Below are 19082 nucleotides of genomic sequence, written 5' to 3'. Positions count from 1 at the left end.
TCTCGCGTGGACGGTTGCCTTGGTGACCTATTGCGGTGTTGATGGATTCCGAATGACTTCCCAGAGGTGGCCATCCGGGTCTTTGAAGTATCCCGAATAAATACCCCAAGGTCGGTCGTGAGCTGCGTCAGTGAGCGTGGCGCCCGCTGCTTTCGCTTGGTTCAGTATTTGATCGACCTCGTCTTTGCTACCGGCAAGGTACCCAAGACTGAACTCTGTGGAGCTTGGAGCCCCGATGGAGTGGTGCGCATCCTTGGCAAGCTCGCTTCGAGGATAAAGGGCAAGGGTAAGGCCGCCCTGCAGGTGAAACATCACTATGGCCCCCGCGGGATGCGTATCGTCGCCTTTGAAGTCGTCGGCGGTAATACCCTTTGTGGGCAAACCGAGACCGTCGCGATAAAACGCAAGCGATCGATCTAGGTCGTCGACCCCAAGCGTGACGACACCAATCTGTGGCTTCATGACTCACCAACCTACGGCTTCGTGATTTGATTTATATGGTGGATAAGTTCGGCGACAAAACGCGTCGGACGTAGCTCGGTTCCGATTGCCTTTCACGCCTGGCACAATTGATACTCCGGATCGACCCGAACGAGTGACTTAGTCGCCGAACACGTGCTGTAAAAAGACACGGACGTCGCTTACGGATTGATCGGCGGCAACTGCATTATACTCCGCCTGGTGACCGTAGGCCTCGATGCCAGTCTTGAATTCTGGGGAGTCAAATGCATGGCGAGCATCCTTGTAAACGTTAAGCTGCACGGGACTTCCTTTGCCGCTGCGCTGCGTCATGTCCCAGCACAATAACAGGTCTCTTTTTCACGCTCGTCGCCTCTCAAAATAGATTGCGTTCCGCCGCGGCCAGCAGCAGGCAGGCGCGGTCTGCACGTCGGGTCAGCGCATTATCGCGTCGGCTCGCAGGTGCACGTCGTTTTCGGACGACACCGTCACCTCCTCGCCGGACCTCGAGAACGCGTAGGGCGAGCCCTGATGGCCCGGCATGGAAAACGCCACGGAGTCGCCGTCGGCGAGGCCCATGACGACGCGCAGCGGATCGCCCCCGGTCTTCGGTGCGAAGGTGGCGGTGACCTTCAGGAGGTCGCCGTCGCCCGGGACGTAGTAGACCACCATGTCGAGGCGGCCCTCGTGCAGGCTGCCGGCTTCGATCGGGCGTCCGATGGTGGCTTCCTCGGCCAAAGCCGGGGTCGCAAGAAACAGCGCTGCCAGGAGCGATGCGCTCAGGGTTTTGCGGATCATCTCGTATCTCCTTTTTTAGATTTCGTTCGACCTCTATATAGGAGATAGATTACGAATGCAATCTAAAAAAGTGACGATGCGCGCTTGAACTCGCATTCAGGCCGCCGAAAACCGCAAAACCGTGAATCGCTGGTGGCGAAATAGGCATTTGCCGAGCCGAGGTACTGGGCGACCGCCAGCCAAGCGATGAGGCCACGGATAGCGCACCCGCGGTCGACGCGGTGGGCCTCTGACTGCGCTTCTGCTAGCTTACAATTTGTTCGGCGACCGCTTCTTCGAGGCCAGCTGCCGCTTGGGTGGCAAGACCGCGGGCAGCTGCTTGTGAATCTTGAAATTCCTCGAGTGCATAGACTCTACCCCACCGCAGGGTGAACACGTGGAGACCACGGTTGACGTACGACGCGTCGCCGTTGAGCAGCGTTGCGGTGCCGTCCCACTGCGCAAACACGGTGGTATGCCACGGCCAGCCCTTCACCCAGATGTGGTTGACCGTGAGATGGAGATTGGGCAGGACGCGGCCGAGGCGCTCAAACCAGCGGCGCAGGGCCTTCTTGTCGTGGCGCTCACCACCAAGCGCGTGGGCGCCGGAAACGCGGTGATGGACATGCGGCGCGACTGCTTTCACCGCCTCATCCCAGCGATGGTTGTTGACGTGGTCGAAGGTCTTTCGGATTTCTTTCTTCACAATGTAACTGTATAGCATTTGACCTCTCCTCCAGACTTATTCGATGGTGTGATCGAGGCCACCGTTAGCGCTCCCGTCCGGTGGTTTTTGACGACGCTCGCCGCCATTGGGGAACGCTGGCGCACACCTTGATCCGTTGGAACCTTAGTGGTTTTCGGTCCGGTGGCCGGAGACGTGGGCGTATCTAACGCGGCTTTCGCCTGCTCATAGCGCTGTCGGGAAGACCATCCGTTCCTCACCAACTTGGCGTATCGCCGCTCATCCGCGTCCGCTTGAACGACAGATGCACGCGCTGCGGCAACGGCGTTGCGCTTCGCCGTGAGCGCGAGGCGGAGGTCGGTTTCGTCGATTCGCGTCAGCGGCTGACCGGCTTTGACCTGCTGACCGACATTTACAAGCCGTTCCACGATCTTGCCGGGGACGCGAAAACCGAGATTGCTCTGCACCCTCGCCCCTGTGATGCCCGTGAAGCCGCGTTCGGAACCGGTCACCCGCCCGGCCGTCGCCAGTCTGACGATCGGAGGTTCCTGTCCCGCATCGCTCACGGCCGCGGCTTCCTGCGCGGGAAGGGAAAGCGTGACGAATGCGGCCGCCCCGAACCCCGCGAACAGGCCGCTTCCTAAACCATAACCCGTCTCTCTGGCTGAACCCAATTGGATTGCATTCGCACTCTATATCTGATAGATGTCGGGCGCAAGCTAATTAAGGAGATTGATGATGCGCGTAAGTCGCGTACAGGCTGCGGAAAACCGCGAAACCGTAATCAATGTGGCAAGCCGCCTTTTTCGGGAGCGCGGCTTTGACGGCATCGGTCTTAAGGATCTGATGAAGGGTGCCGGGCTGACCCAAGGCGCATTTTACAAACAATTCGCGTCAAAGGAGGACCTGGCGGCGCAGGCGTCCAGGCGGGCGATGGAGAGCGCCACCCTCCGATGGTCGGACGCGACCGCGGCGAACCCTGAGGATCCGCTTGGCGCGGTGATCGCGTTCTACCTTAGTATGGACCATCGCGGAGAAAAGATGGACGGTTGCCCGATCGTGGCGCTCGGTTCGGATGCCGCCAGACAGGGCACGGACGTGAAAGCGTCGTTCGAAGCCGGCATCAAGGAGCATCTCGAGATCCTCGGCCGTTTCATTGCCGAGACCAATGGCGAGGAGTCCGAAGGCAAGGCCATGGCCATTCTCTCGACAATGGTCGGTGCGGTGCTTCTCTCTCGCGTCGTCAACGATCCCGACCTCGCGCAGGCCTTTCTGGATGCGGCGACCGATCAGGTTCGCGAAGCAGCCGTCGCTTGAAAGGCGTGGGCAGCGCTGGCGGCGTACGCAAAGTGATAGGAGAACAGATGCGACGGGTTGTTGTTACAGGCATGGGCGCGGTCACGCCCCTTGCTGCCAATGTCGAAGCGTCCTGGTCGCGTCTGCTGGCCGGTCGTTCGGGCATCCGTAGGCTTCCGGACGATGTGGTGGGAGACCTGCCGGCAAAGATCGGCGGCGTGGTTCCCTCCTTGGAAGAAGATCCGGACGCTGGTTTCGATGCGGACGCCGTCCTGGCGCCGAAGGATCAGCGCAAGGTAGACCGGTTCATCCTCTTTGCGCTGGCGGCGGCAGAAGAGGCGCTTGCGCAGGCGAAATGGAAGCCTGCCTTGGAAACGGATCGCCTGCGCACAGCAACGATCATCGCTTCGGGTATCGGTGGGTTCCCCGCCATAACCGAAGCCGTGCGCACGGTCGACCAGCGCGGCGTCCGCCGTCTGTCGCCTTTTACGGTGCCGTCCTTCCTGGTGAACCTCGCGGCGGGCCACATCTCGATCCGCTACGGCTTCAAAGGTCCACTCGGCGCACCGGTGACGGCGTGCGCGGCCGGCATTCAGGCGATCGGCGATGCGGCTCGTCTCATCCGCGCAAACGAAGCCGACATCGCCGTGTGCGGTGGAACAGAAGCATGCATGAACATCGTCAGTCTCGGTGGGTTTGCTGCCGCACGCTCTCTTTCAACCGGCTTCAATTGGGCGCCGGCTCAAGCCTCACGACCTTTCGACATGTCGCGGGACGGCTTCGTAATGGGTGAAGGAGCCGGCGTGCTGGTCATCGAGGCGTTGAGCCACGCGCTGGCACGAGGCGCAAAACCGCTCGCCGAGCTCGTCGGCTACGGGACGACCGCGGATGCTCATCACGTCACTTCTGGTCCTGAGGACGGCGACGGTGCGCGCCGGGCCATCGAGATCGCAATCGCCCAAGCAGGGATTTCGCCACGCGAGGTTAGTCATCTCAATGCGCATGCGACCTCCACGCCAGTAGGCGACCTAGGTGAGATCGAGGCGATCAAGAGCGTGTTCGGGCGCGATTTCGCGATAGCTGTCAGTGCAACGAAATCGGCGACCGGACACCTGCTCGGAGCCGCCGGCGGGCTCGGAGCTATCTTCGCAATCCTGGCGCTCAGGGATCAGGTGGCGCCGCCAACCCTCAATTTGAACGCTCCGGATCCAGCCGCCGACGGGATCGACTTCGTCGCCAGCCAAGCCCGGCCAATGGAGATGGACTACTCGATCTCCAATGGCTTCGGCTTCGGAGGAGTTAATGCCAGCGCGCTATTCCGACGCTGGACGGACGAACTGACCGGCGCGAGCGCTGCAGGCGCTCATGATTGACGCCCTTAGCTCCGACCTTTCGTGCTTCTCCCACGCCAATCCAACACAAAGAAAAAGAAGGAAGTGATTTCCATGAACAAGACCAATCTAGGCGTCGCCCTGGTGACCGGGGCATCCAGCGGCATCGGACGCGCGACGGCCAAAGCCTTGCAGAGCGCGGGCTTTCGCTTATTTGGAACCAGCCGCCGCGGAGCCGCCGAAAGCTCCGACGGCCTTACCATGCTTGCCTGTGACGTGACCGACGACGAGTCCGTCGCGAAACTGGTCGATGAGGTGCTGACCGAGGCCGGGCGCATCGACCTGCTCGTCAACAATGCTGGCATGGGTCTGCTTGGCGGCGCGGAGGAGTCCTCCATGGCCCAGGCTCAGGCGTTGTTCGACGTGAACGTCTTCGGCGTTTTCCGGGTGACCAACGCGGTGTTGCCCGCAATGCGACGCCAAGGAAAGGGCAGAATCGTTAACTTGAGCTCAGTGCAGGGGTTCATCCCAGCTCCCTATTTCGCGCTTTATTCGTCGACCAAACATGCCGTTGAAGGCTATTCCGAATCGCTTGACCACGAACTGCGACCGTTCGGAATTCGCGTCGCGTTGGTCGAGCCCGCCTATACCCGTACGTCGTTTGAAGACAATCTCGCTAGGCCGGATCAGTTGCTTGATATCTATGACTCTGCGCGCGCTGGTATGAATGTAGCCGTGCGGAAGGCGATGGAAAAAGGCGATGCTCCCGAAGTTGTAGCCAATACGGTCCTGAAAGCAGCAACCGATTCCGTTCCGAGAAGGCGCTATGCGGCGGGAAAAATGGCGCGCCAAGTCAGTTTCCTGCGCCGTTTCGTCCCCGCATCCGCATTCGACAAGAGCCTGCGAAAGCAGAACGGGCTGCCGGTCTGACGTCGGTACCCATCCTGTTTCGCTCGATGGGCAGGAGTTTTGAACGCATTCAGGACATGACACTTTTGGCACGGCGCCAGGAGGGCGCGCATCTCTCAGGCGCCCGCGTCCGCGACTGAGGGGTCGCATTCGGGTGGAACCGTGGTCTGAAAATCGATCCGCGAGGCAGAATGCCCAGGCTTAAGGCAGGGAGATTGCCGAAAATCCTGATCTAATAAATGATTGTGTTGAATGCGTTTCGCTGATTAGCTGTCTTGCATAAGTCCGGGACAAGATTGGCAAATGTTGTCCGGGGAGGACGCCGATGCCGGTGCTTGAGGTTCGCCACGTTTCCAAGAATTTTGGGGCCATCCAGGCCCTGACCGACGTCAGCTTCCAGGTGAAGCGGGGTGAAGTCGTTGGTCTGATGGGGGACAACGGCGCCGGCAAGTCGACGATCGTCAAGACGGTGGCCGGAAATTTTCCGCCGAACGACGGCGAAATTGTCGTGGACGGCGAAGTTTGTCACTTCCACAAACCCGTCCAGGCCCGCGCCAAGGGGATCGAAGTCGTCTATCAGGACCTGGCGCTCGCGGATAATCTGACAGCCGCGCAGAACGTCTTTCTTGGCCGCGAGATCAAGAAGGGCTTCTGGCCGATCAGGGTGCTCGACAAGCAGGCGATGATCGACCGCTCGGCAGCGCTGTTCAAGGAACTCAAATCGGAAACGCGGCCGCGCGACCTGGTCAGGAAGATGTCGGGTGGGCAGCGCCAGGCGGTAGCTATCGCGCGGACCCGGCTTTCAAACGCCAAGCTGGTGCTGATGGACGAACCTACTGCCGCCATCTCGGTACGCCAGGTGGCGGAAGTGCTCGAATTGATCCGACGCCTCAAAGCGCAAGGAGTTGGCGTCATGTTGATCAGCCACCGCATGCCTGACGTTTTCGCCGTCGCAGATCGTATCATCGTGCTCAGGCGAGGTTCGAAGGTTGCCGACAAGCAGGCCGACAACACCTCGCCCGAGGAAATCACTGGACTGATAACGGGGGCCATCCGTGGCGAATAGTGCTCGGCAGTCGGTTAGTGTTCGGGAGTCGATCGGGGAAACCGGCCGGCCGGCCATGGCGGACTTCGTCCCGACCAAGGAAAAGACGGCGCTGCAGCGTGTGGTTTCAAGTCAGCCGTTCTGGGTGACGATCGCGCTCATCGCTCTGGTCATGTTGATGACAGCCATGGAGCCGAGCTTCGGCACCTCCGAAAACGTCGCCAACGTCACGCGCAACTTCGCACCTTTCGGCCTCATGGCGCTCGGCATGACGGTGGTGATCATCACCGGCGGCATCGATCTGTCGGTCGGCTCGATCATGGGCCTGGTGGCCATCGTCGCCGGCCTGTTCCTGACCTGGCACTATCCCTGGTACGTCGCCTTCGCCATCGGCCTTTTCTCCGGTCTGGCCTGCGGCGCGGTCAACGGGTTCTTTGTCGCTTATGTCGGAATGCCGTCCTTTGTGGTCACCCTCGGCATGCTGTCCGTGGCGCGCTCGCTGGCGGTCGTGTTCTCGGCCAACCAGATGCTCTACCAGTTCGGCCCCGATGCTCCGATCGTGAAGGCGATCGGTCAGGCGAGATGGCCGCTGCATGGGCCGCAGGACTGGGCACCGCACTGGATACCGGGACTGTCATCGCAGTTCTGGACCATGGTGGTCCTGGCCCTGATCGTCGGCTTCGTGTTCAATTTCACGGCCTGGGCCCGGCATCTCTTCGCCATCGGCGGCAATGAGGAGGCGGCTCGGCTTACCGGCGTGCCGGTCGACTGGATCAAGTTCGAGGCCTATGTCTTCTCGGCTTTCACCGCCTCGCTCGCCTCACTCCTGCTCCTCGGCTACAACGGCTCGGCCATCAATGCCATGGGCCAGGGCTATGAGTTGCGCGTGATCGCCGCGACAGTCATTGGCGGAGCCAGCCTCATGGGCGGCGCCGGCACGGCGTTCGGCGCGATCATCGGCTCGGCCTTCCTCGAGGTGATCAGGAATGCCCTGCTGATGGCCGGCATCGATTCAAATTGGCAGGGTGCCTTCGTCGGCGCCTTCATCGTTCTTGCGGTTCTTTTGGGCATGCAAACCGGCGGCAGATCGATGCTCGCAGCGTCGCTGGCAGCCTTGATGCCCAGAAAAAGCCGTTAGAAACCCGCCGGCGGGAGGCCTGCGGGATCACACCAAGGAGGAGAACGTCCGATGAAAAAACATCTGCTGACGGCGGCCGTGGCGCTTGGCGCAATGGTGCTTGCCGTTTCCGGTGCCCAGGCGAAATACACCTTCGCGCTGGTGCCGAAGAACATGAACAATCCTTTCTTCGACCAGGCACGCGACGGCTGCAAGAAGGCCGAAGCCGAATCGAATGGCGCCGTGGAGTGCATGTATATCGGCCCCGGCGAGCATGGCGGCGGCGAGGAGCAGGTGCAGATCGTGCAGGACCTGGTGGCCAAGAAGGTCGACGGCATCGCCGTGGCCCCGTCGAACGCCGCGGCAATGGCGGTGGCACTGCAGGCCGCCAAGGAAGCAGGCATTCCCGTGCTTACCTGGGATTCGGACGTGCTACCGGAGAACAAGGACCTGCGCGTCGCCTATATCGGCACGCACAATTACGAGATCGGCGTCAACCTCGCCAAGATCGTGCAGACCATTAAGCCGAATGGCGGCACCATCTGCATCCAGTCGGGCGGTGCTGCCGCGGCCAACCACAATGAACGCATGCAGGGCATTCGCGATACGCTTTCTGGCACCAAATCGGCCGCCTCGCCCGGGGACCGGCTGACGGGCCAGAACGGCTGGACTGAAATCGAAGGCTGTCCGCTCTACACCAACGATGATTTCCCGCTTTCGGTGCAGCAGTTCGAGGACATCATGGGGAAAAACCCGAACCTCGACGCATTCATCCCAACCGGCGGCTTCCCGCAGTTCATCCCTGATGCCAACCGCGCTGCAGTAGCCCCGTACAAGGACAAGATCGCCTCTAAAGCGCTGGCCCTTGTCGTCGCCGACACGCTTCCCGTGCAGATCGACCAGATGAAGGAAGGTCTCTCCCTTGGCCAGGTCGGCCAGCGGCCGTTCGAAATGGGCTACAAGACCATGATGGCATTGAAGGAGATGAAGGACGGCAAGGCTCCGCCGGCTGACCCGACCTACACCGGCCTCGATGTCTGCACTCCGGAGACGGCGGATACCTGCGTCGCCAAATAGTGCTTTTGGGCGAGAGGAAGCTCCCGCCCTTTCATTGGAGCGAGATGCGGTTAGATTGAAGCATTCTCATCTCGCTCCAGGGGCTTCAATGTCGGAATTGTTCTCGCTCAAGGGCCGTGTCGCGTTGGTCACGGGTGCTTCGCGCGGCCTCGGCTTTGCCATGGCCAAGGCACTGGCGGAAAACGGCGCGACGGTAATCGTCAATGCCCGCGGCATGGACGCCCTTTCAGCGGCGGCGGAAAGGATCGGGGCCGAAGCCCTGCCGTTCGATGTTGCCGACGCGGCGACCTCAAGGGCGGCGCTCGAGGGAATCGTCGAACGCCACGGCCGCCTCGATATTCTGATCAACAATGCCGGCATCCAGCATCGCAGGCCGTTGATCGAATGGGAGGACGAGGATTTCGACCGGGTGATTGCCGTCAATCTTTCGGCCTGCTTCCGCATGATGCGCGATGCGGTGCGCCTGATGCTGCCAAACAAATTCGGGCGCATCATTAACACCGGATCGGTTGCGGCGATCCTCGGCCGTCCCACCATTCACGCCTATGTGGCGGCAAAGGCGGGCCTGCATGGGCTGACGCGCTCCGCCGCCGCCGAGATGGGCCGCCACGGCATCACCATCAACGCGATCGCCCCCGGCTATTTCGCCACCGAGCTCAATACCGCACTTATCAACGACGAGGCCTTCACCAAATGGGTCGAGGCGCGAACCCCTGCGGGCCGCTGGGCCCAGCCTGAGGAGCTCGGCGGAGCCGTGGTGTTTCTCGCCTCCGACGCTGCCGCCTACGTCAACGGACATGTACTGGCCGTCGACGGCGGTCTATCGGTTTCCCTCTGAGCAGCCCCATTGGCGGTCGGTGTCTCGATCGCATGCGGATGTTCGACATCGCGGCAACACTGCCGAAGTCCTTCTCATCGACGATCCGCATATGCCAGAAGTTGCTAAATTAGCAATTTCTTTCGTTAAGGTGGAACTTTGTAGCCGGCGTTCCATTTTCAGCCGCATGCGAGACTCTGCGATCCAAAGCATCAGGACGGGGGTGAACGTGTCGCCGCCGCGCTACTCGCTGGTCCTGCCCATATACGATGAAGAACAGGTGCTGCCTTTACTGATCGAGCGGATCAGGTCGCTGATGTGCCGGATGGACGGAGAGACGGAGGCGATTTTTGTCGATGACGGAAGCCACGACGGAAGCGTCGAGTACCTTCGGGATGTGGTCGCCGCCGAGCCGCGTTTCCGGCTGATCGAGCTTTCCCGCAATTTCGGGCACCAGATTGCGATCACGGCCGGCATGGACGCCGCTGCGGGTGATGCCGTCATCGTCATGGATGCCGACCTGCAAGACCCGCCAGAGGTCGTTCTCGATCTGGTGGCGAAGTGGAAGGAAGGTTTCGAAATTGTCTATGCCCGCCGCGTAAAACGCGAGGGCGAATCCTGGTTCAAGCGCTTTACGGCAAGTCTCTTCTACCGCTTGCTGGAGCAGATGACGTCGGTCAACATCCCGCGCGACGTCGGCGATTTCCGCCTAGTCGGTCGCAAGGCGCTGGAAACCTTCAGGCATATGCCCGAGCACGACCGCTTCGTCAGGGGCATGTTCGGCTGGATGGGATTCAAGCAGACGGCAGTGCCTTTCGAACGCCCCGCGCGGACCCTGGGCCAGACCAAATACCCATTCTGGAAGATGGTGCACCTTGCCGTTCACGGCATCGTCAGCTTCTCGGAGAAACCGCTGCGCCTGGCGCTCTGGGGCGGATTGGCCATTTCCACGCTTGCGGTAGTCTTCGGTGCTTATGCCATCTTCGCCTGGATTTTTGAGACGGGCGTCATTGCCGGCTGGACATCCACCGTGGTGATCGTGTCGCTGCTGTGCGGCATCAATCTTTTCATGACCGGCGTGGTCGGGCTTTACGTCGGCAGCATCCACGCCGAGGTGAAACGCCGTCCCCTTTACGTGATCGACCGGCTCACCGGTTTCGACAAGGCGATACCTGCCGTCGCCTCCGACAAGAGCCGTGGACCGTTTCGCAAATCCGGGAATGGAGGCTCGACCAATGTCCGAACTCTTCGACGGCTATAGATCCAGTTATGGCGAAGTGGTCGAAGGCTCCATCCGGTTTTCCCGGCTCAAGCACGACTTCTTCCTGATCGCCAAGGCCGACCTGCTGCGGCGTCTCGTCGTCGAGCGCAGGCTTCGGCAGGGCGGGGGGGGTGTGCGGGCGCTGGATGTCGGCTGCGGCGTCGGCTCGCTCCACCCTTATCTCGAGGGCGCTTTCGACAGCCTCAATGGCTGCGACGTCTCGGAGGAATCGATCCTGCGGGCCGGCGAGGACAATCCGAGCGTCGCCTACAGGGCCTGCACCACGCCGAGCCTGCCTTATGATGACGGCGCGTTCGATCTGGCTTTCGCCAGTTGCGTCGTCCATCATGTTCCGCCCGCCTCCTGGCTCGATTTCTTCCGGGAAATGCGGCGCGTCGTGCGGCCGGGCGGCGTCGCCTGCATCATCGAGCATAACCCCTATAATCCGCTGACGCGTCTTGCGGTGTTGCGGTGTCCGTTCGACCAGGACGCGGTCCTGCTCAACGCCGCCAAGGCAGCGTCCCTCTTTCAAGAGACGGGCTTCAGTGATATCCGATCCGAGCATTTCCTGCTGCTGCCGTCGGCCAGGCCCTTCGCCAGAAAAATTGAACGCGCGCTCGCGCCGCTACCGCTCGGGGCCCAATATGCGTGCAGTGCGCATGTCTGAGGAACGCTCGACCGTCGGCGCCGGGCTGAAGCTTCTGGCGCGCTTCGGGTTGGTCGGCATCGCTGCGACAATCCTGTATGCTGCCTTGGCCATCGCTTTCGCCAAATGGGACCGGATAGGCTTCTCACCCGTCCAGGCCTCGCTTGCGGCCTACGCCGCAGCCGCGCTGTTTTCGTATCTCGCCCACAAATCCGTGACCTTCATGTCGAGCGGATCGCATCGTTCGGAAGCGCCGCGTTTTGTTCTGCTGACGGTGACAGGCTTCGCGGTGGCTTATACGGCGCCGGTGCTGTTGACGGGGAAACTCGACCTGCCGCCCATCATTGCCGTTGTCGTTACATGCCTGCTTATCCCGGCGGTCAATCTTCTCGTGCTCGACCGATGGGTTTTTGCGGATCAGAGACCCGATCAGCGAGGCGATCGCTCCGCCTAGCTCGCTCGATGGTATCCAGCCGGAACGACAACAGCTTGATGGAGCGCTTGTAGATGTTGCTGGCGGCCGGACTGGGCGGAATCCCGTCGAGATAGTCGAAGGCGATTTCGAGCGTCTTCGCCTCGGCAAGAGCCGCCTGCGCAATGACGAACGAGACCGTCTTCGGTTCCTTGCCAGACAGCATCACCTCATGCACCCGAATGCCGTTCACCGAGATTACCACGCTCTGCGTGATCTGCGGTGGACGTATGACGGCGGCCATTTGCAGCGTTGCCGTCAGGCCGTTGCGGAGCGGCGGTATCTCTACGCGAAGCCGCGAGGTCTCGCCCAGCGAATGGGTGCCGTCGGCTACCGGCCCCGCCCAACCGCAGACCCTTATGCCGGCTGCCTGTTTGGCGCCGTCGGGCCGGAACGACACCGTCTGGCCAAGCGTGTAGCTGCCGGTGGCGTCGCGGTTGAGGCAGGTCGTCGTCCGATCGATGTAATAGGCGCGATAGTCGGCGTTGACGTTCGGATTGAGAGCAAGCGCAAGGATGATGATCTCGGACCCGGCCAGAACCGCCGCGAGCGTGTAGCCGCCTAGCGCGGCGGCACGCCGATATGGGCCCGCAATGTCAGACCAGGGCAAGGTAGCCTCCGATCCACGCCACAGTCATGAAATAACAGGCGCCCAGGAAGAGAGCCAGAGCGGCGAGACAAGTCAGCTTCGACGCCGACAACAGGACGGCGACCAGCATCATCAGAGGTGCAAGCCCAATGACGTATCTGACCATGGAGGCCAGGTTGGTGATCAGCGGCAGGATGATGCTGGCCGCGCAGAAGAGTGCCGCGCCATATTGCCTGCGAGCTGCCAGAACGGCCGACAGCGTCAGTCCGGCCAGCGCGGCGAACGCGCTCCATTGCGGCGCCGTGGGCAGCCATCCGGTCGTCGGAACGGCTGAGAGCCCGTCCCATAGGAAGACCAGCGGATTGCCCGCCACCCGCCCAAACGCGCGCTGGACGTGCAAGAACGCAAAGCCGTCGCCGACGGTGAGGTACAGGAACAGGATGTAAGCGAACAAGCCGGCGGGCGAGATGAAGATCGCGACGAGCAGATCCGGTCGGCCAAGCAGCCAGCGTGGGAAAGATATGATCGATCCGCCCTGCCCGCGGTGCTCCCTGGACATTTGAATGACTGTCGCAAATACAACGAGGACCCCGACGAGCCTCGTTGCCGACAGGAGCGCGGATGAAACGCCCGCGGCGAGATAGGTTGAGCGTTTGAGCGCCAGAAAAACGCAAGAAGTCAGGAGCACGAAAAGAGGTTCGGTGAGAAAAGTGGTGAAATGGAAGGAGAACGGGCCGCTAAGCAGAAAAGCGCAATATAGCACATAGGCCCGCACGTTCTTCTCCAGCAGCGGCCATGCAACCAAGCAGGCGGCGTAGCTGCATGCAATCGAGGTGATCGTCGCGACTAGTATCGTCGGAAAAGGGAAGACAGCCCGGATCGCCGTCACCAGCATCGGATAGAATGGAAAGAAGCCCCAGCGTCCGATGTTGCTGTGGTTTGGAATGGGAAAACGCTCGTAGCCGTGTTCGGAAATGCCCACATACCAGGCGCAATCCCACCTGCAGAGCGCACGAGCATAAGCCGCGAAGCCTAGTTCTGTCGAAACCGAAGCAAATGCAGCGTAGCGAATTGCCAGTCCACTGACGACGAACAGCAGCGGCACTGCCGCGACAGCTACCGCCGTAAAGCGATCGCCGGCGTTCGGACGCGCGACATCTTCGACCGCCACGCCTGCCTCCACCCATTCGAGTGACTGGCGCCACTCGCTCTTAAATCAGCGCCGTTGTCATGACGAATGCAAGACGTATCCGTTCGCCGCCTCAACTGGCGTGATCCGAAGTGCTCGACCAAAGCCTATTCGGGCGAAGGCACCGGCGGCTTCGTCGTCACCGCCGCGCCGAAGGCGGCGGCAATGACAGCGGCAACGCCTGCGCATTGCAGGCCGCTCAGGACCTCGTGCAGGAACAGGAACCCGGCCAGCGCGCCCAGCGCCGGCTCCAGGCAGGTCAGCGTGCCGTAGAGCCTGGCCGGCATCCTGGTCAGCGCCACCATCTCCAGCCAGAACGGCAGGGCGCTGGAGAACAGCCCGACGACGACGGCGCCGGCCAGGATCGGCGGCGCGACCAGCGCCGATCCCGCCTCCGCCACCCCGAACGGCAGCGCAAGCACTGCCGCGATTGCCATGCCGTAAGCCGTGGTCTGGCCGCCGAGCTCGGCGCCCGCCTTCTGCGCGAAGACGATGTAGAGCGCCCAGCAGCCGCCGGCCGCCAGCGCCAGCATCACGCCGGCCGGGTCGAGGGCCTGGCGCGCATGGACGAAGGGCGACAACAGCACGATGCCGGCGATGGCCAGTGCAACCCAGGCAAAGTCGCTGCCGCGCCGGGACGACAGCGTCGCCACCAGAAGCGGACCGGTAAATTCGAGCGCCACCGCGATGCCGAGCGGGATGGTCCTGAGCGCCGCATAGAACAACAGGTTCAACGCGGCGAGCGTCACCCCATAGGCGATCAGCCAGGGCCAGACGGCTTTTGACGGCCGCACCCGCCACGGCCTCAGCACCGCCGCCAGTATCAGGGCGCCGACGACCAGCCGCAGCGCCGTCGTGCCTTGCGTGCCGACCAGCGGAAACAGGCCCTTGGCGAAGGTCGCGCCGATCTGGATCGACACCATGGCGCCGAGCAGTGCTGCAGTGGGCAACGCCTCGGAAACAGGCTTGATAATGGGTGTCGACGTCACTTCGGTCTCCCCGCCGCGTTGAGCGATGCCCTACGGCATGGACGGGAGATAAGGCCTGCAGGCCTGTCTGTCGTGAGGCACGGGCAAGGTGTCGGGTGGGGCAAGGGCGAGCAGTCGAAGGTCAGCGAGGCGCGCCATCGGCGGACGCCGGTGTGCTCCCGTCAAGAAGACACAAAAAGCGAAGCGATGGCGCGACTAGAGCGTTTCCGGTTCGCTTGGAACCGGAAAACCGCTCTAACTATTTGTTTTGCCGCATTTATGCTGGCGCCAAATGATTCCATTTGGCTGCAAAATGCTTAGGACGTCGCGCGCAGGCCCCGACGGGCGCGCCGCCTGCTCGCGGCGCGTGCCGCCTCCGCTACCGGGCCGGTGATCTCGACCACGCCACTGTCGCGCGGTCTGGCGCTGGTGACCTTATGAAGCCGCTCATAGGGCAACAGTTCCTTGATCCGGGCATTGAGCAAGATGATTTCGGCCCGCAGGTCCTCGCATTCCTGCCTCTGGACATCGAGCTGTATCTGTTCGGATGCCTGCTGCAGCGTAAGCTGCGAAAGATTCGCGCTCACTGTCGAAAGGTTCATCCTGCCGTTTTCGTTCTCATTCACGAGCGCAGACAATCTTTCATCCGCGATCTGCTTCTCTACCAAGGCGTCGCTCAATTGAACCTTGAGCTTGGCGATCTCGCTGGCGGCTTCGCTATTCTGGTTCGAGGCAAGCTCCAGCCGCGATTGAAGGTCCTGAATTTCAGAGCGCAAACCGCGCATCTCGGCGTGACTGCGAGCCAGCTCGGCTTCCCTGTCACTTTCCATGATGCGAGCCGCTTCGGTCATTTCCGACAGCTTCGCCTGTGCGATCTCGAGCGACTTCTGCAGCCGCATCTCCTCTTTCTCGCTCTTGCCAAGCGCAGCAAGCAGGTCCGCAAGCCGCGCCGCTTCGTTGGCATGGATGGTCGAGAGCTCGTCCAGCCTGTGCCGCGCCTCGGCTTCCCGTTTTTGCGCCTTGTCGAGATCAAGCGACAGGCTGACATGCTTTTCCCGCAGCATCTCGTTCTCGAGCGAGCGTCTGTTGGCCTCGACGGTTTTGGCCGAAAGCGCTTTGACGACGTCGCCGAACTCGGCTTCGCGCTTTGCGCTCGCACTGGCAGCCTCGACGAGTTCCAGCCTGGCCGCAGCCAGCGCTTCGCGAAGGGCCTCCCTGTCATGAACCAGGCTTGTCTCGCGCTGCTGCAACGCCTCGACAGCGCTTTCGCGCTCGCGGTGCTTTCTGGTCGCGTCGTGCAGCTGATCCGACAGCGCTCTTTGCTCCGTGGTCAGGCTGGCATTTGCAAGTTCCAGTTCGTTGGTGCGAAGGATGTCGCTGTGCAGGATGTTGAGGAATTCGCGTGTCAGATGGTGCGAGGTCGCGATCTCCGACAGCTTTCCATTGATCTCCTCCAGATATTCCTTGGCGTCGTGAAAGAGCCCATCGACGGCACTTAATGCAGCCAGCCGGGTTTGCGTGTGGGAAGTCAGCTTGCGTGCGGTTTCGGGACTGTCCGCACTGTCCTCAGGCTGCTGGCTGTCATCGTTTGCCGCGGGATCCTCATACGCGACAGTGCCGGTCTCCGGCGCCGACTGGTCCTCGGCGCCGAGACACTCATCCAACGCGTCGGCCAGATCCGTCTGGAGGTCCTGGAACGCTGTGTCCACGTCTTCGGCTCGCTTGATCAGGCTCTTGAAGTTCATCACCGAAATACCCCTTACGCTCACCGTCGGCATTTTGACGAATTGCTAACATAGCCGTTTTCGTCCGCTGCTTCCGTCGGGGAAGACCTGACGGCAGAAACCCCGGGTTCGGTAGGTTTTCACGCAACTTCCGGCTGTTTGCCGGTCGAGGAATGCAATGGCGGGGAATGAAAGTCGAACTGTTGCGATCCTTCGCGCCCCCCTCTGCCCTGCCGGACGTCTCCCCCACTTGGGGGGAGATTGGCAGTTTCAAGGTCCCGCCTTTTCTTCAACGTTGGCGATTTGCGAAAGTGTCTGAGCGCGCAATCTCCCCCCACGTGGGGACCCCTCGTGGGGAGATGCCCGGCAGGGCAGAGGGGGGCGCGAAGGATCGCTACCGCACGGCTTTTCAAGCCCGCCCGGCAGGGTAGACGGGCCACCTTTCAGGCGGCTTCGCGACCACCTCTCCCCGCGCAGCGGGGCAAGGAACCCAGATCCTGCTAAGTCACGCCGACAGCGCCAGCGGCCTTGCGCTCTTGTTGGGGATCTGGATGTCGATCTCCAGCGTCGACATCGTCTCGCCGCGGTCCATCGAGACCTGCAGGTAGTCCTGGTCGATCTGCACGTGTTTGGCGATGACCGCCATGATCTCCTCGCGCAGCACCGAGACGAGATCGGGCTGGCTGCGGTTGCGGCGCTCATAGGCGAGCAGCACCTGCAGCCGCTCGCGCGCCACCGGCGCGCTGCCGCGCCGCTTGAAGAGGTCTAACAGGTTCATGCTGCCCTCCTTCCCAGCAGCCGGTCGAGGAAGCCTTTGCGCTCGAAGGGCACGACGACCGGCAGGTCCTCGCCCTCAAGTCTCCTGGCCGCGTCGATATAGGCGCGCGCGGCGGAATTCAGGGGATCGCTGAGCGTCACCGGCGAGCCGAGGTTGGATGCCCTGAGCACGTCCTGGCTTTCGGGAATGATCCCCAGCAGAGGCGTGGACAGGATTTCCAGAACGTCGTCGATGCTCAGCATCTCGCCGCGAGCCGCGCGCGCCGCATCGTAGCGCGTGACCAGCACATGCTTGGCGATCTGCTCGCCCTGCTCGGCCTTGACGGTCCTGGCGTCGAGCAGGCCGATGATGCGATCGGAATCGCGCACCGAGCTCACTTCCGGGTTGGTGACGATCACAGCCTCGTCGGCAAAGCGCATGGCAAGCTGGGCGCCGCGCTCGATACCGGCCGGGCTGTCGCAGAAGACGTAGTCGAACACCGAGCGCAGCTTGCCGATCACCTCGGCCACGCCTTCCTCGGTCAGGGCATCCTTGTCGCGCGTCTGCGAAGCCGGCAGCAGGAACAGCGTTTCGACCCGCTTGTCGCGGATCAGCGCCTGCGACAGCTTGGCCGTGCCCTGGATAACATTGACCAGGTCGAACACCACCCGCCGCTCGGCGCCCATGATCAGGTCGAGATTGCGCAGGCCGACATCGAAGTCGACGAGGGCCACCTTCTTGCCGGTCTTCGCGACCGCTGCACCAAGGGCAGCCGTCGAGGTCGTCTTGCCGACGCCCCCCTTGCCCGAGGTGACCACCACTACCTTGCCCATAAATGTGCCTCCGTTTTTTGTTCGTTGATCTTGTTAGCTGAGCGGCGCGATGCGCAGCGTGTCGTTGTCGAGGAACGCCTGGATCGCCTTGCCGCGCGACGACGGCTCCATCTCCTCGGCGGTGCAATACCAGCCGTCGACCGACAGCAGCTCGGCCTCGTTCTTGCGGCAGAAGATGCGCGCCGAAGCGTTGCCGAGCACGCCAGCGGAGGCGCGGCCGCGCAGGGTGCCGTAGACGTGGATAGAGCCGGCGGCGACGATCTCCGAACCGGAAGCAACCGAGCCCAGCACGATGACATCGCCATGCGCATGGAAGACCGACTGTCCCGAGCGGATCGGCGTCTTGACCATCAGCGTGTCCGGCGCTTGCCGTTTGGCTTCTTCCGCCCTGCCCTGGCCGCCAGCCTTGCGGTCGGCCTGCATCAGCAGCCCGTCGGCGGTGGCCTCCTTGGCGCCGATGAGCGCCGGCGGCAGGTCGGCGCCAAGAGCCGCGCCGTCGAGCTCAATGGCGTAGATGCGAATGCCGCGCTGGCCAAGCTCAGCGACCAGCGCCTCGATCTCGCCGACGTCCGGCTTCAGCGTGTTCAAATCAAGCACCACGGGGCGGCCGGCAAAGTAGCCCGGCGAGTTGCCGATCCAGCGGTCGAGGCTTTCCAGCCACTCCGAAAGCGGCGCCTCCGGCGTCAGCGTGAAGGCGACGAAGGAGCGGGCTCGGAAACGGATGGATTTGGTCTCGACGGGGGCGGCGAAGGTCACGGACAGCGATTCCTTACTGATAGGTAAACGCTAGAGAGGCATGGTTAACGAAAGGTTAATGGACGGGGATTTGATAGGTGACGGATAGGCCCCTCCGGGCCATAGGCGGGCGGGGCGACACGGCTTTGAATCCGGGTTAACGGATTGAAGGTTGGAGGATCTGTTCGAGGTATTTGTTGTTTCTTGCAGCGCGCTTTCGGCGCAGCTTGATGCTTCGCTTGTCGTCGATTGATCGCACGAGGTTCAAGGCGAAGTGGCGGACGACGGCCATGTTGGCGGGGCCGTGTCCGGTGCGGCTTCGGCATTTGTCCTCGTTGAAGGTGACGTCGAGGACCCAGTGCAGCGAGTTCTCGATGGCCCAGTGGCTTCGGATG

At 62.1% G+C, this 19082-nt stretch carries 22 protein-coding genes and 1 pseudogene; 10 read left to right on the top strand and 13 right to left on the bottom strand.

From position 1 onward, the window contains the following. Positions 1 to 27: 27 nt before the first annotated feature. The 5 genes and pseudogenes from EN859_RS24465 to EN859_RS24445 all read right to left on the bottom strand — a co-directional run. A complete protein-coding gene (locus tag EN859_RS24465) occupies positions 28 to 462 on the bottom strand; it encodes a VOC family protein (protein ID WP_127855388.1) in 435 nt (144 codons plus the stop codon). A gap of 138 nt (positions 463 to 600) precedes the next feature. Next, positions 601 to 792: a hypothetical protein gene (locus tag EN859_RS24460; protein ID WP_189502205.1), complete on the bottom strand. Its 192-nt coding sequence runs from the start codon at positions 790 to 792 to the stop codon at positions 601 to 603. Positions 793 to 894: 102 nt separating this feature from the next. Continuing rightward, positions 895 to 1257, bottom strand: a complete 363-nt coding sequence (locus tag EN859_RS24455) for a hypothetical protein (protein WP_127855387.1) — start codon at positions 1255 to 1257, stop codon at positions 895 to 897. Positions 1258 to 1501: 244 nt separating this feature from the next. After that, positions 1502 to 1960, bottom strand: coding sequence for a nuclear transport factor 2 family protein (locus tag EN859_RS24450; protein ID WP_127855386.1), 459 nt, complete (start codon positions 1958 to 1960; stop codon positions 1502 to 1504). A 161-nt stretch (positions 1961 to 2121) separates the two neighbouring features. Next, positions 2122 to 2553 (bottom strand): annotated as a pseudogene (locus EN859_RS24445) (biotin/lipoyl-binding protein); the annotation flags it as partial. A gap of 106 nt (positions 2554 to 2659) precedes the next feature. Here EN859_RS24445 and EN859_RS24440 point away from each other — a divergent pair. From EN859_RS24440 to EN859_RS24395, 10 genes are all read left to right on the top strand, one after another. After that, positions 2660 to 3238, top strand: a complete 579-nt coding sequence (locus EN859_RS24440) for a TetR/AcrR family transcriptional regulator (RefSeq protein ID WP_127855498.1) — start codon at positions 2660 to 2662, stop codon at positions 3236 to 3238. 47 nt (positions 3239 to 3285) lie between these two features. After that, positions 3286 to 4590, top strand: a complete 1305-nt coding sequence (gene fabF / locus EN859_RS24435) for a beta-ketoacyl-ACP synthase II (protein WP_127855385.1) — start codon at positions 3286 to 3288, stop codon at positions 4588 to 4590. A gap of 72 nt (positions 4591 to 4662) precedes the next feature. Then, complete coding sequence (locus EN859_RS24430) at positions 4663 to 5478, top strand: oxidoreductase (RefSeq protein WP_127855384.1); 816 nt, start codon at positions 4663 to 4665, stop codon at positions 5476 to 5478. 304 nt (positions 5479 to 5782) lie between these two features. After that, entirely contained in the window at positions 5783 to 6523 is a 741-nt protein-coding gene (locus EN859_RS24425) for an ATP-binding cassette domain-containing protein (protein ID WP_127855383.1), read from the top strand. A gap of 55 nt (positions 6524 to 6578) precedes the next feature. Then, entirely contained in the window at positions 6579 to 7640 is a 1062-nt protein-coding gene (locus tag EN859_RS24420; protein WP_127855382.1) for an ABC transporter permease, read from the top strand. 51 nt (positions 7641 to 7691) lie between these two features. Continuing rightward, positions 7692 to 8696, top strand: a complete 1005-nt coding sequence (locus EN859_RS24415) for a substrate-binding domain-containing protein (protein ID WP_127855381.1) — start codon at positions 7692 to 7694, stop codon at positions 8694 to 8696. An 88-nt stretch (positions 8697 to 8784) separates the two neighbouring features. Next, positions 8785 to 9534: a glucose 1-dehydrogenase gene (locus tag EN859_RS24410; protein WP_127855380.1), complete on the top strand. Its 750-nt coding sequence runs from the start codon at positions 8785 to 8787 to the stop codon at positions 9532 to 9534. Positions 9535 to 9700: 166 nt separating this feature from the next. Further along, a complete protein-coding gene (locus EN859_RS24405) occupies positions 9701 to 10774 on the top strand; it encodes a glycosyltransferase family 2 protein (protein WP_127855497.1) in 1074 nt (357 codons plus the stop codon). Continuing rightward, positions 10749 to 11441, top strand: a complete 693-nt coding sequence (locus tag EN859_RS24400) for a class I SAM-dependent methyltransferase (protein ID WP_127855379.1) — start codon at positions 10749 to 10751, stop codon at positions 11439 to 11441. The genes EN859_RS24405 and EN859_RS24400 overlap by 26 nt, the downstream gene beginning before the upstream one ends. After that, positions 11434 to 11874, top strand: coding sequence for a GtrA family protein (locus EN859_RS24395; RefSeq protein ID WP_245525683.1), 441 nt, complete (start codon positions 11434 to 11436; stop codon positions 11872 to 11874). The genes EN859_RS24400 and EN859_RS24395 overlap by 8 nt, the downstream gene beginning before the upstream one ends. Here the strand turns inward: EN859_RS24395 and EN859_RS24390 are convergent. The 8 genes from EN859_RS24390 to EN859_RS24355 form a co-directional block, all read right to left on the bottom strand. Beyond that, positions 11801 to 12502 carry a hypothetical protein gene (locus EN859_RS24390; protein ID WP_189502203.1) on the bottom strand — a complete coding sequence of 234 codons (702 nt, stop codon included), beginning with the start codon at positions 12500 to 12502 and terminating at the stop codon, positions 11801 to 11803. The two genes, EN859_RS24395 and EN859_RS24390, sit on opposite strands and share 74 nt — an antisense overlap. Further along, a complete protein-coding gene (locus tag EN859_RS24385) occupies positions 12489 to 13652 on the bottom strand; it encodes a hypothetical protein (RefSeq protein ID WP_127855377.1) in 1164 nt (387 codons plus the stop codon). Before EN859_RS24385 ends, EN859_RS24390 begins: the two co-directional genes overlap by 14 nt. Before the next feature lie 125 nt (positions 13653 to 13777). Beyond that, complete coding sequence (locus tag EN859_RS24380; RefSeq protein WP_127855376.1) at positions 13778 to 14659, bottom strand: DMT family transporter; 882 nt, start codon at positions 14657 to 14659, stop codon at positions 13778 to 13780. A gap of 296 nt (positions 14660 to 14955) precedes the next feature. Next, positions 14956 to 16383: a hypothetical protein gene (locus EN859_RS24375; protein WP_127855496.1), complete on the bottom strand. Its 1428-nt coding sequence runs from the start codon at positions 16381 to 16383 to the stop codon at positions 14956 to 14958. A 484-nt stretch (positions 16384 to 16867) separates the two neighbouring features. Continuing rightward, on the bottom strand, positions 16868 to 17140 hold the full coding sequence (minE, locus tag EN859_RS24370; RefSeq protein WP_127855375.1) for a cell division topological specificity factor MinE: 273 nt from the start codon (positions 17138 to 17140) through the stop codon (positions 16868 to 16870). Then, complete coding sequence (minD, locus tag EN859_RS24365) at positions 17137 to 17952, bottom strand: septum site-determining protein MinD (RefSeq protein ID WP_127855374.1); 816 nt, start codon at positions 17950 to 17952, stop codon at positions 17137 to 17139. The genes minE and minD overlap by 4 nt, the downstream gene beginning before the upstream one ends. Positions 17953 to 17985: 33 nt before the next feature. Further along, complete coding sequence (minC, locus tag EN859_RS24360) at positions 17986 to 18708, bottom strand: septum site-determining protein MinC (RefSeq protein WP_127855373.1); 723 nt, start codon at positions 18706 to 18708, stop codon at positions 17986 to 17988. Between the two features lie 136 nt (positions 18709 to 18844). Further along, on the bottom strand, positions 18845 to 19082 hold a 238-nt coding region (locus tag EN859_RS24355; protein ID WP_135913551.1), incomplete at its 5' end, for an ISAs1 family transposase.

This window comes from Mesorhizobium sp. M00.F.Ca.ET.216.01.1.1 (genome assembly GCF_004010325.2).
Classification (GTDB): Bacteria; Pseudomonadota; Alphaproteobacteria; order Rhizobiales; family Rhizobiaceae; genus Mesorhizobium.
Note: the sequence above shows the minus strand (reverse complement) of the source record. Positions and strands in the feature narration are given on the sequence as shown.

Bases quoted from the DNA above. Each gene is read 5' to 3' on its own strand.
- EN859_RS24465 (WP_127855388.1), bottom strand. From the start codon at position 462: ATGAAGCCACAGATTGGTGTCGTCACGCTTGGGGTCGACGACCTAGAT.
- EN859_RS24460 (WP_189502205.1), bottom strand. From the start codon at position 792: ATGACGCAGCGCAGCGGCAAAGGAAGTCCCGTGCAGCTTAACGTTTAC.
- EN859_RS24455 (WP_127855387.1), bottom strand. From the start codon at position 1,257: ATGATCCGCAAAACCCTGAGCGCATCGCTCCTGGCAGCGCTGTTTCTT.
- EN859_RS24450 (WP_127855386.1), bottom strand. From the start codon at position 1,960: ATGCTATACAGTTACATTGTGAAGAAAGAAATCCGAAAGACCTTCGAC.
- EN859_RS24440 (WP_127855498.1), top strand. From the start codon at position 2,660: ATGCGCGTAAGTCGCGTACAGGCTGCGGAAAACCGCGAAACCGTAATC.
- fabF (WP_127855385.1), top strand. From the start codon at position 3,286: ATGCGACGGGTTGTTGTTACAGGCATGGGCGCGGTCACGCCCCTTGCT.
- EN859_RS24430 (WP_127855384.1), top strand. From the start codon at position 4,663: ATGAACAAGACCAATCTAGGCGTCGCCCTGGTGACCGGGGCATCCAGC.
- EN859_RS24425 (WP_127855383.1), top strand. From the start codon at position 5,783: ATGCCGGTGCTTGAGGTTCGCCACGTTTCCAAGAATTTTGGGGCCATC.
- EN859_RS24420 (WP_127855382.1), top strand. From the start codon at position 6,579: ATGGCGGACTTCGTCCCGACCAAGGAAAAGACGGCGCTGCAGCGTGTG.
- EN859_RS24415 (WP_127855381.1), top strand. From the start codon at position 7,692: ATGAAAAAACATCTGCTGACGGCGGCCGTGGCGCTTGGCGCAATGGTG.
- EN859_RS24410 (WP_127855380.1), top strand. From the start codon at position 8,785: ATGTCGGAATTGTTCTCGCTCAAGGGCCGTGTCGCGTTGGTCACGGGT.
- EN859_RS24405 (WP_127855497.1), top strand. From the start codon at position 9,701: ATGCGAGACTCTGCGATCCAAAGCATCAGGACGGGGGTGAACGTGTCG.
- EN859_RS24400 (WP_127855379.1), top strand. From the start codon at position 10,749: ATGTCCGAACTCTTCGACGGCTATAGATCCAGTTATGGCGAAGTGGTC.
- EN859_RS24395 (WP_245525683.1), top strand. From the start codon at position 11,434: ATGTCTGAGGAACGCTCGACCGTCGGCGCCGGGCTGAAGCTTCTGGCG.
- EN859_RS24375 (WP_127855496.1), bottom strand. From the start codon at position 16,383: ATGAACTTCAAGAGCCTGATCAAGCGAGCCGAAGACGTGGACACAGCG.
- minE (WP_127855375.1), bottom strand. From the start codon at position 17,140: ATGAACCTGTTAGACCTCTTCAAGCGGCGCGGCAGCGCGCCGGTGGCG.
- minD (WP_127855374.1), bottom strand. From the start codon at position 17,952: ATGGGCAAGGTAGTGGTGGTCACCTCGGGCAAGGGGGGCGTCGGCAAG.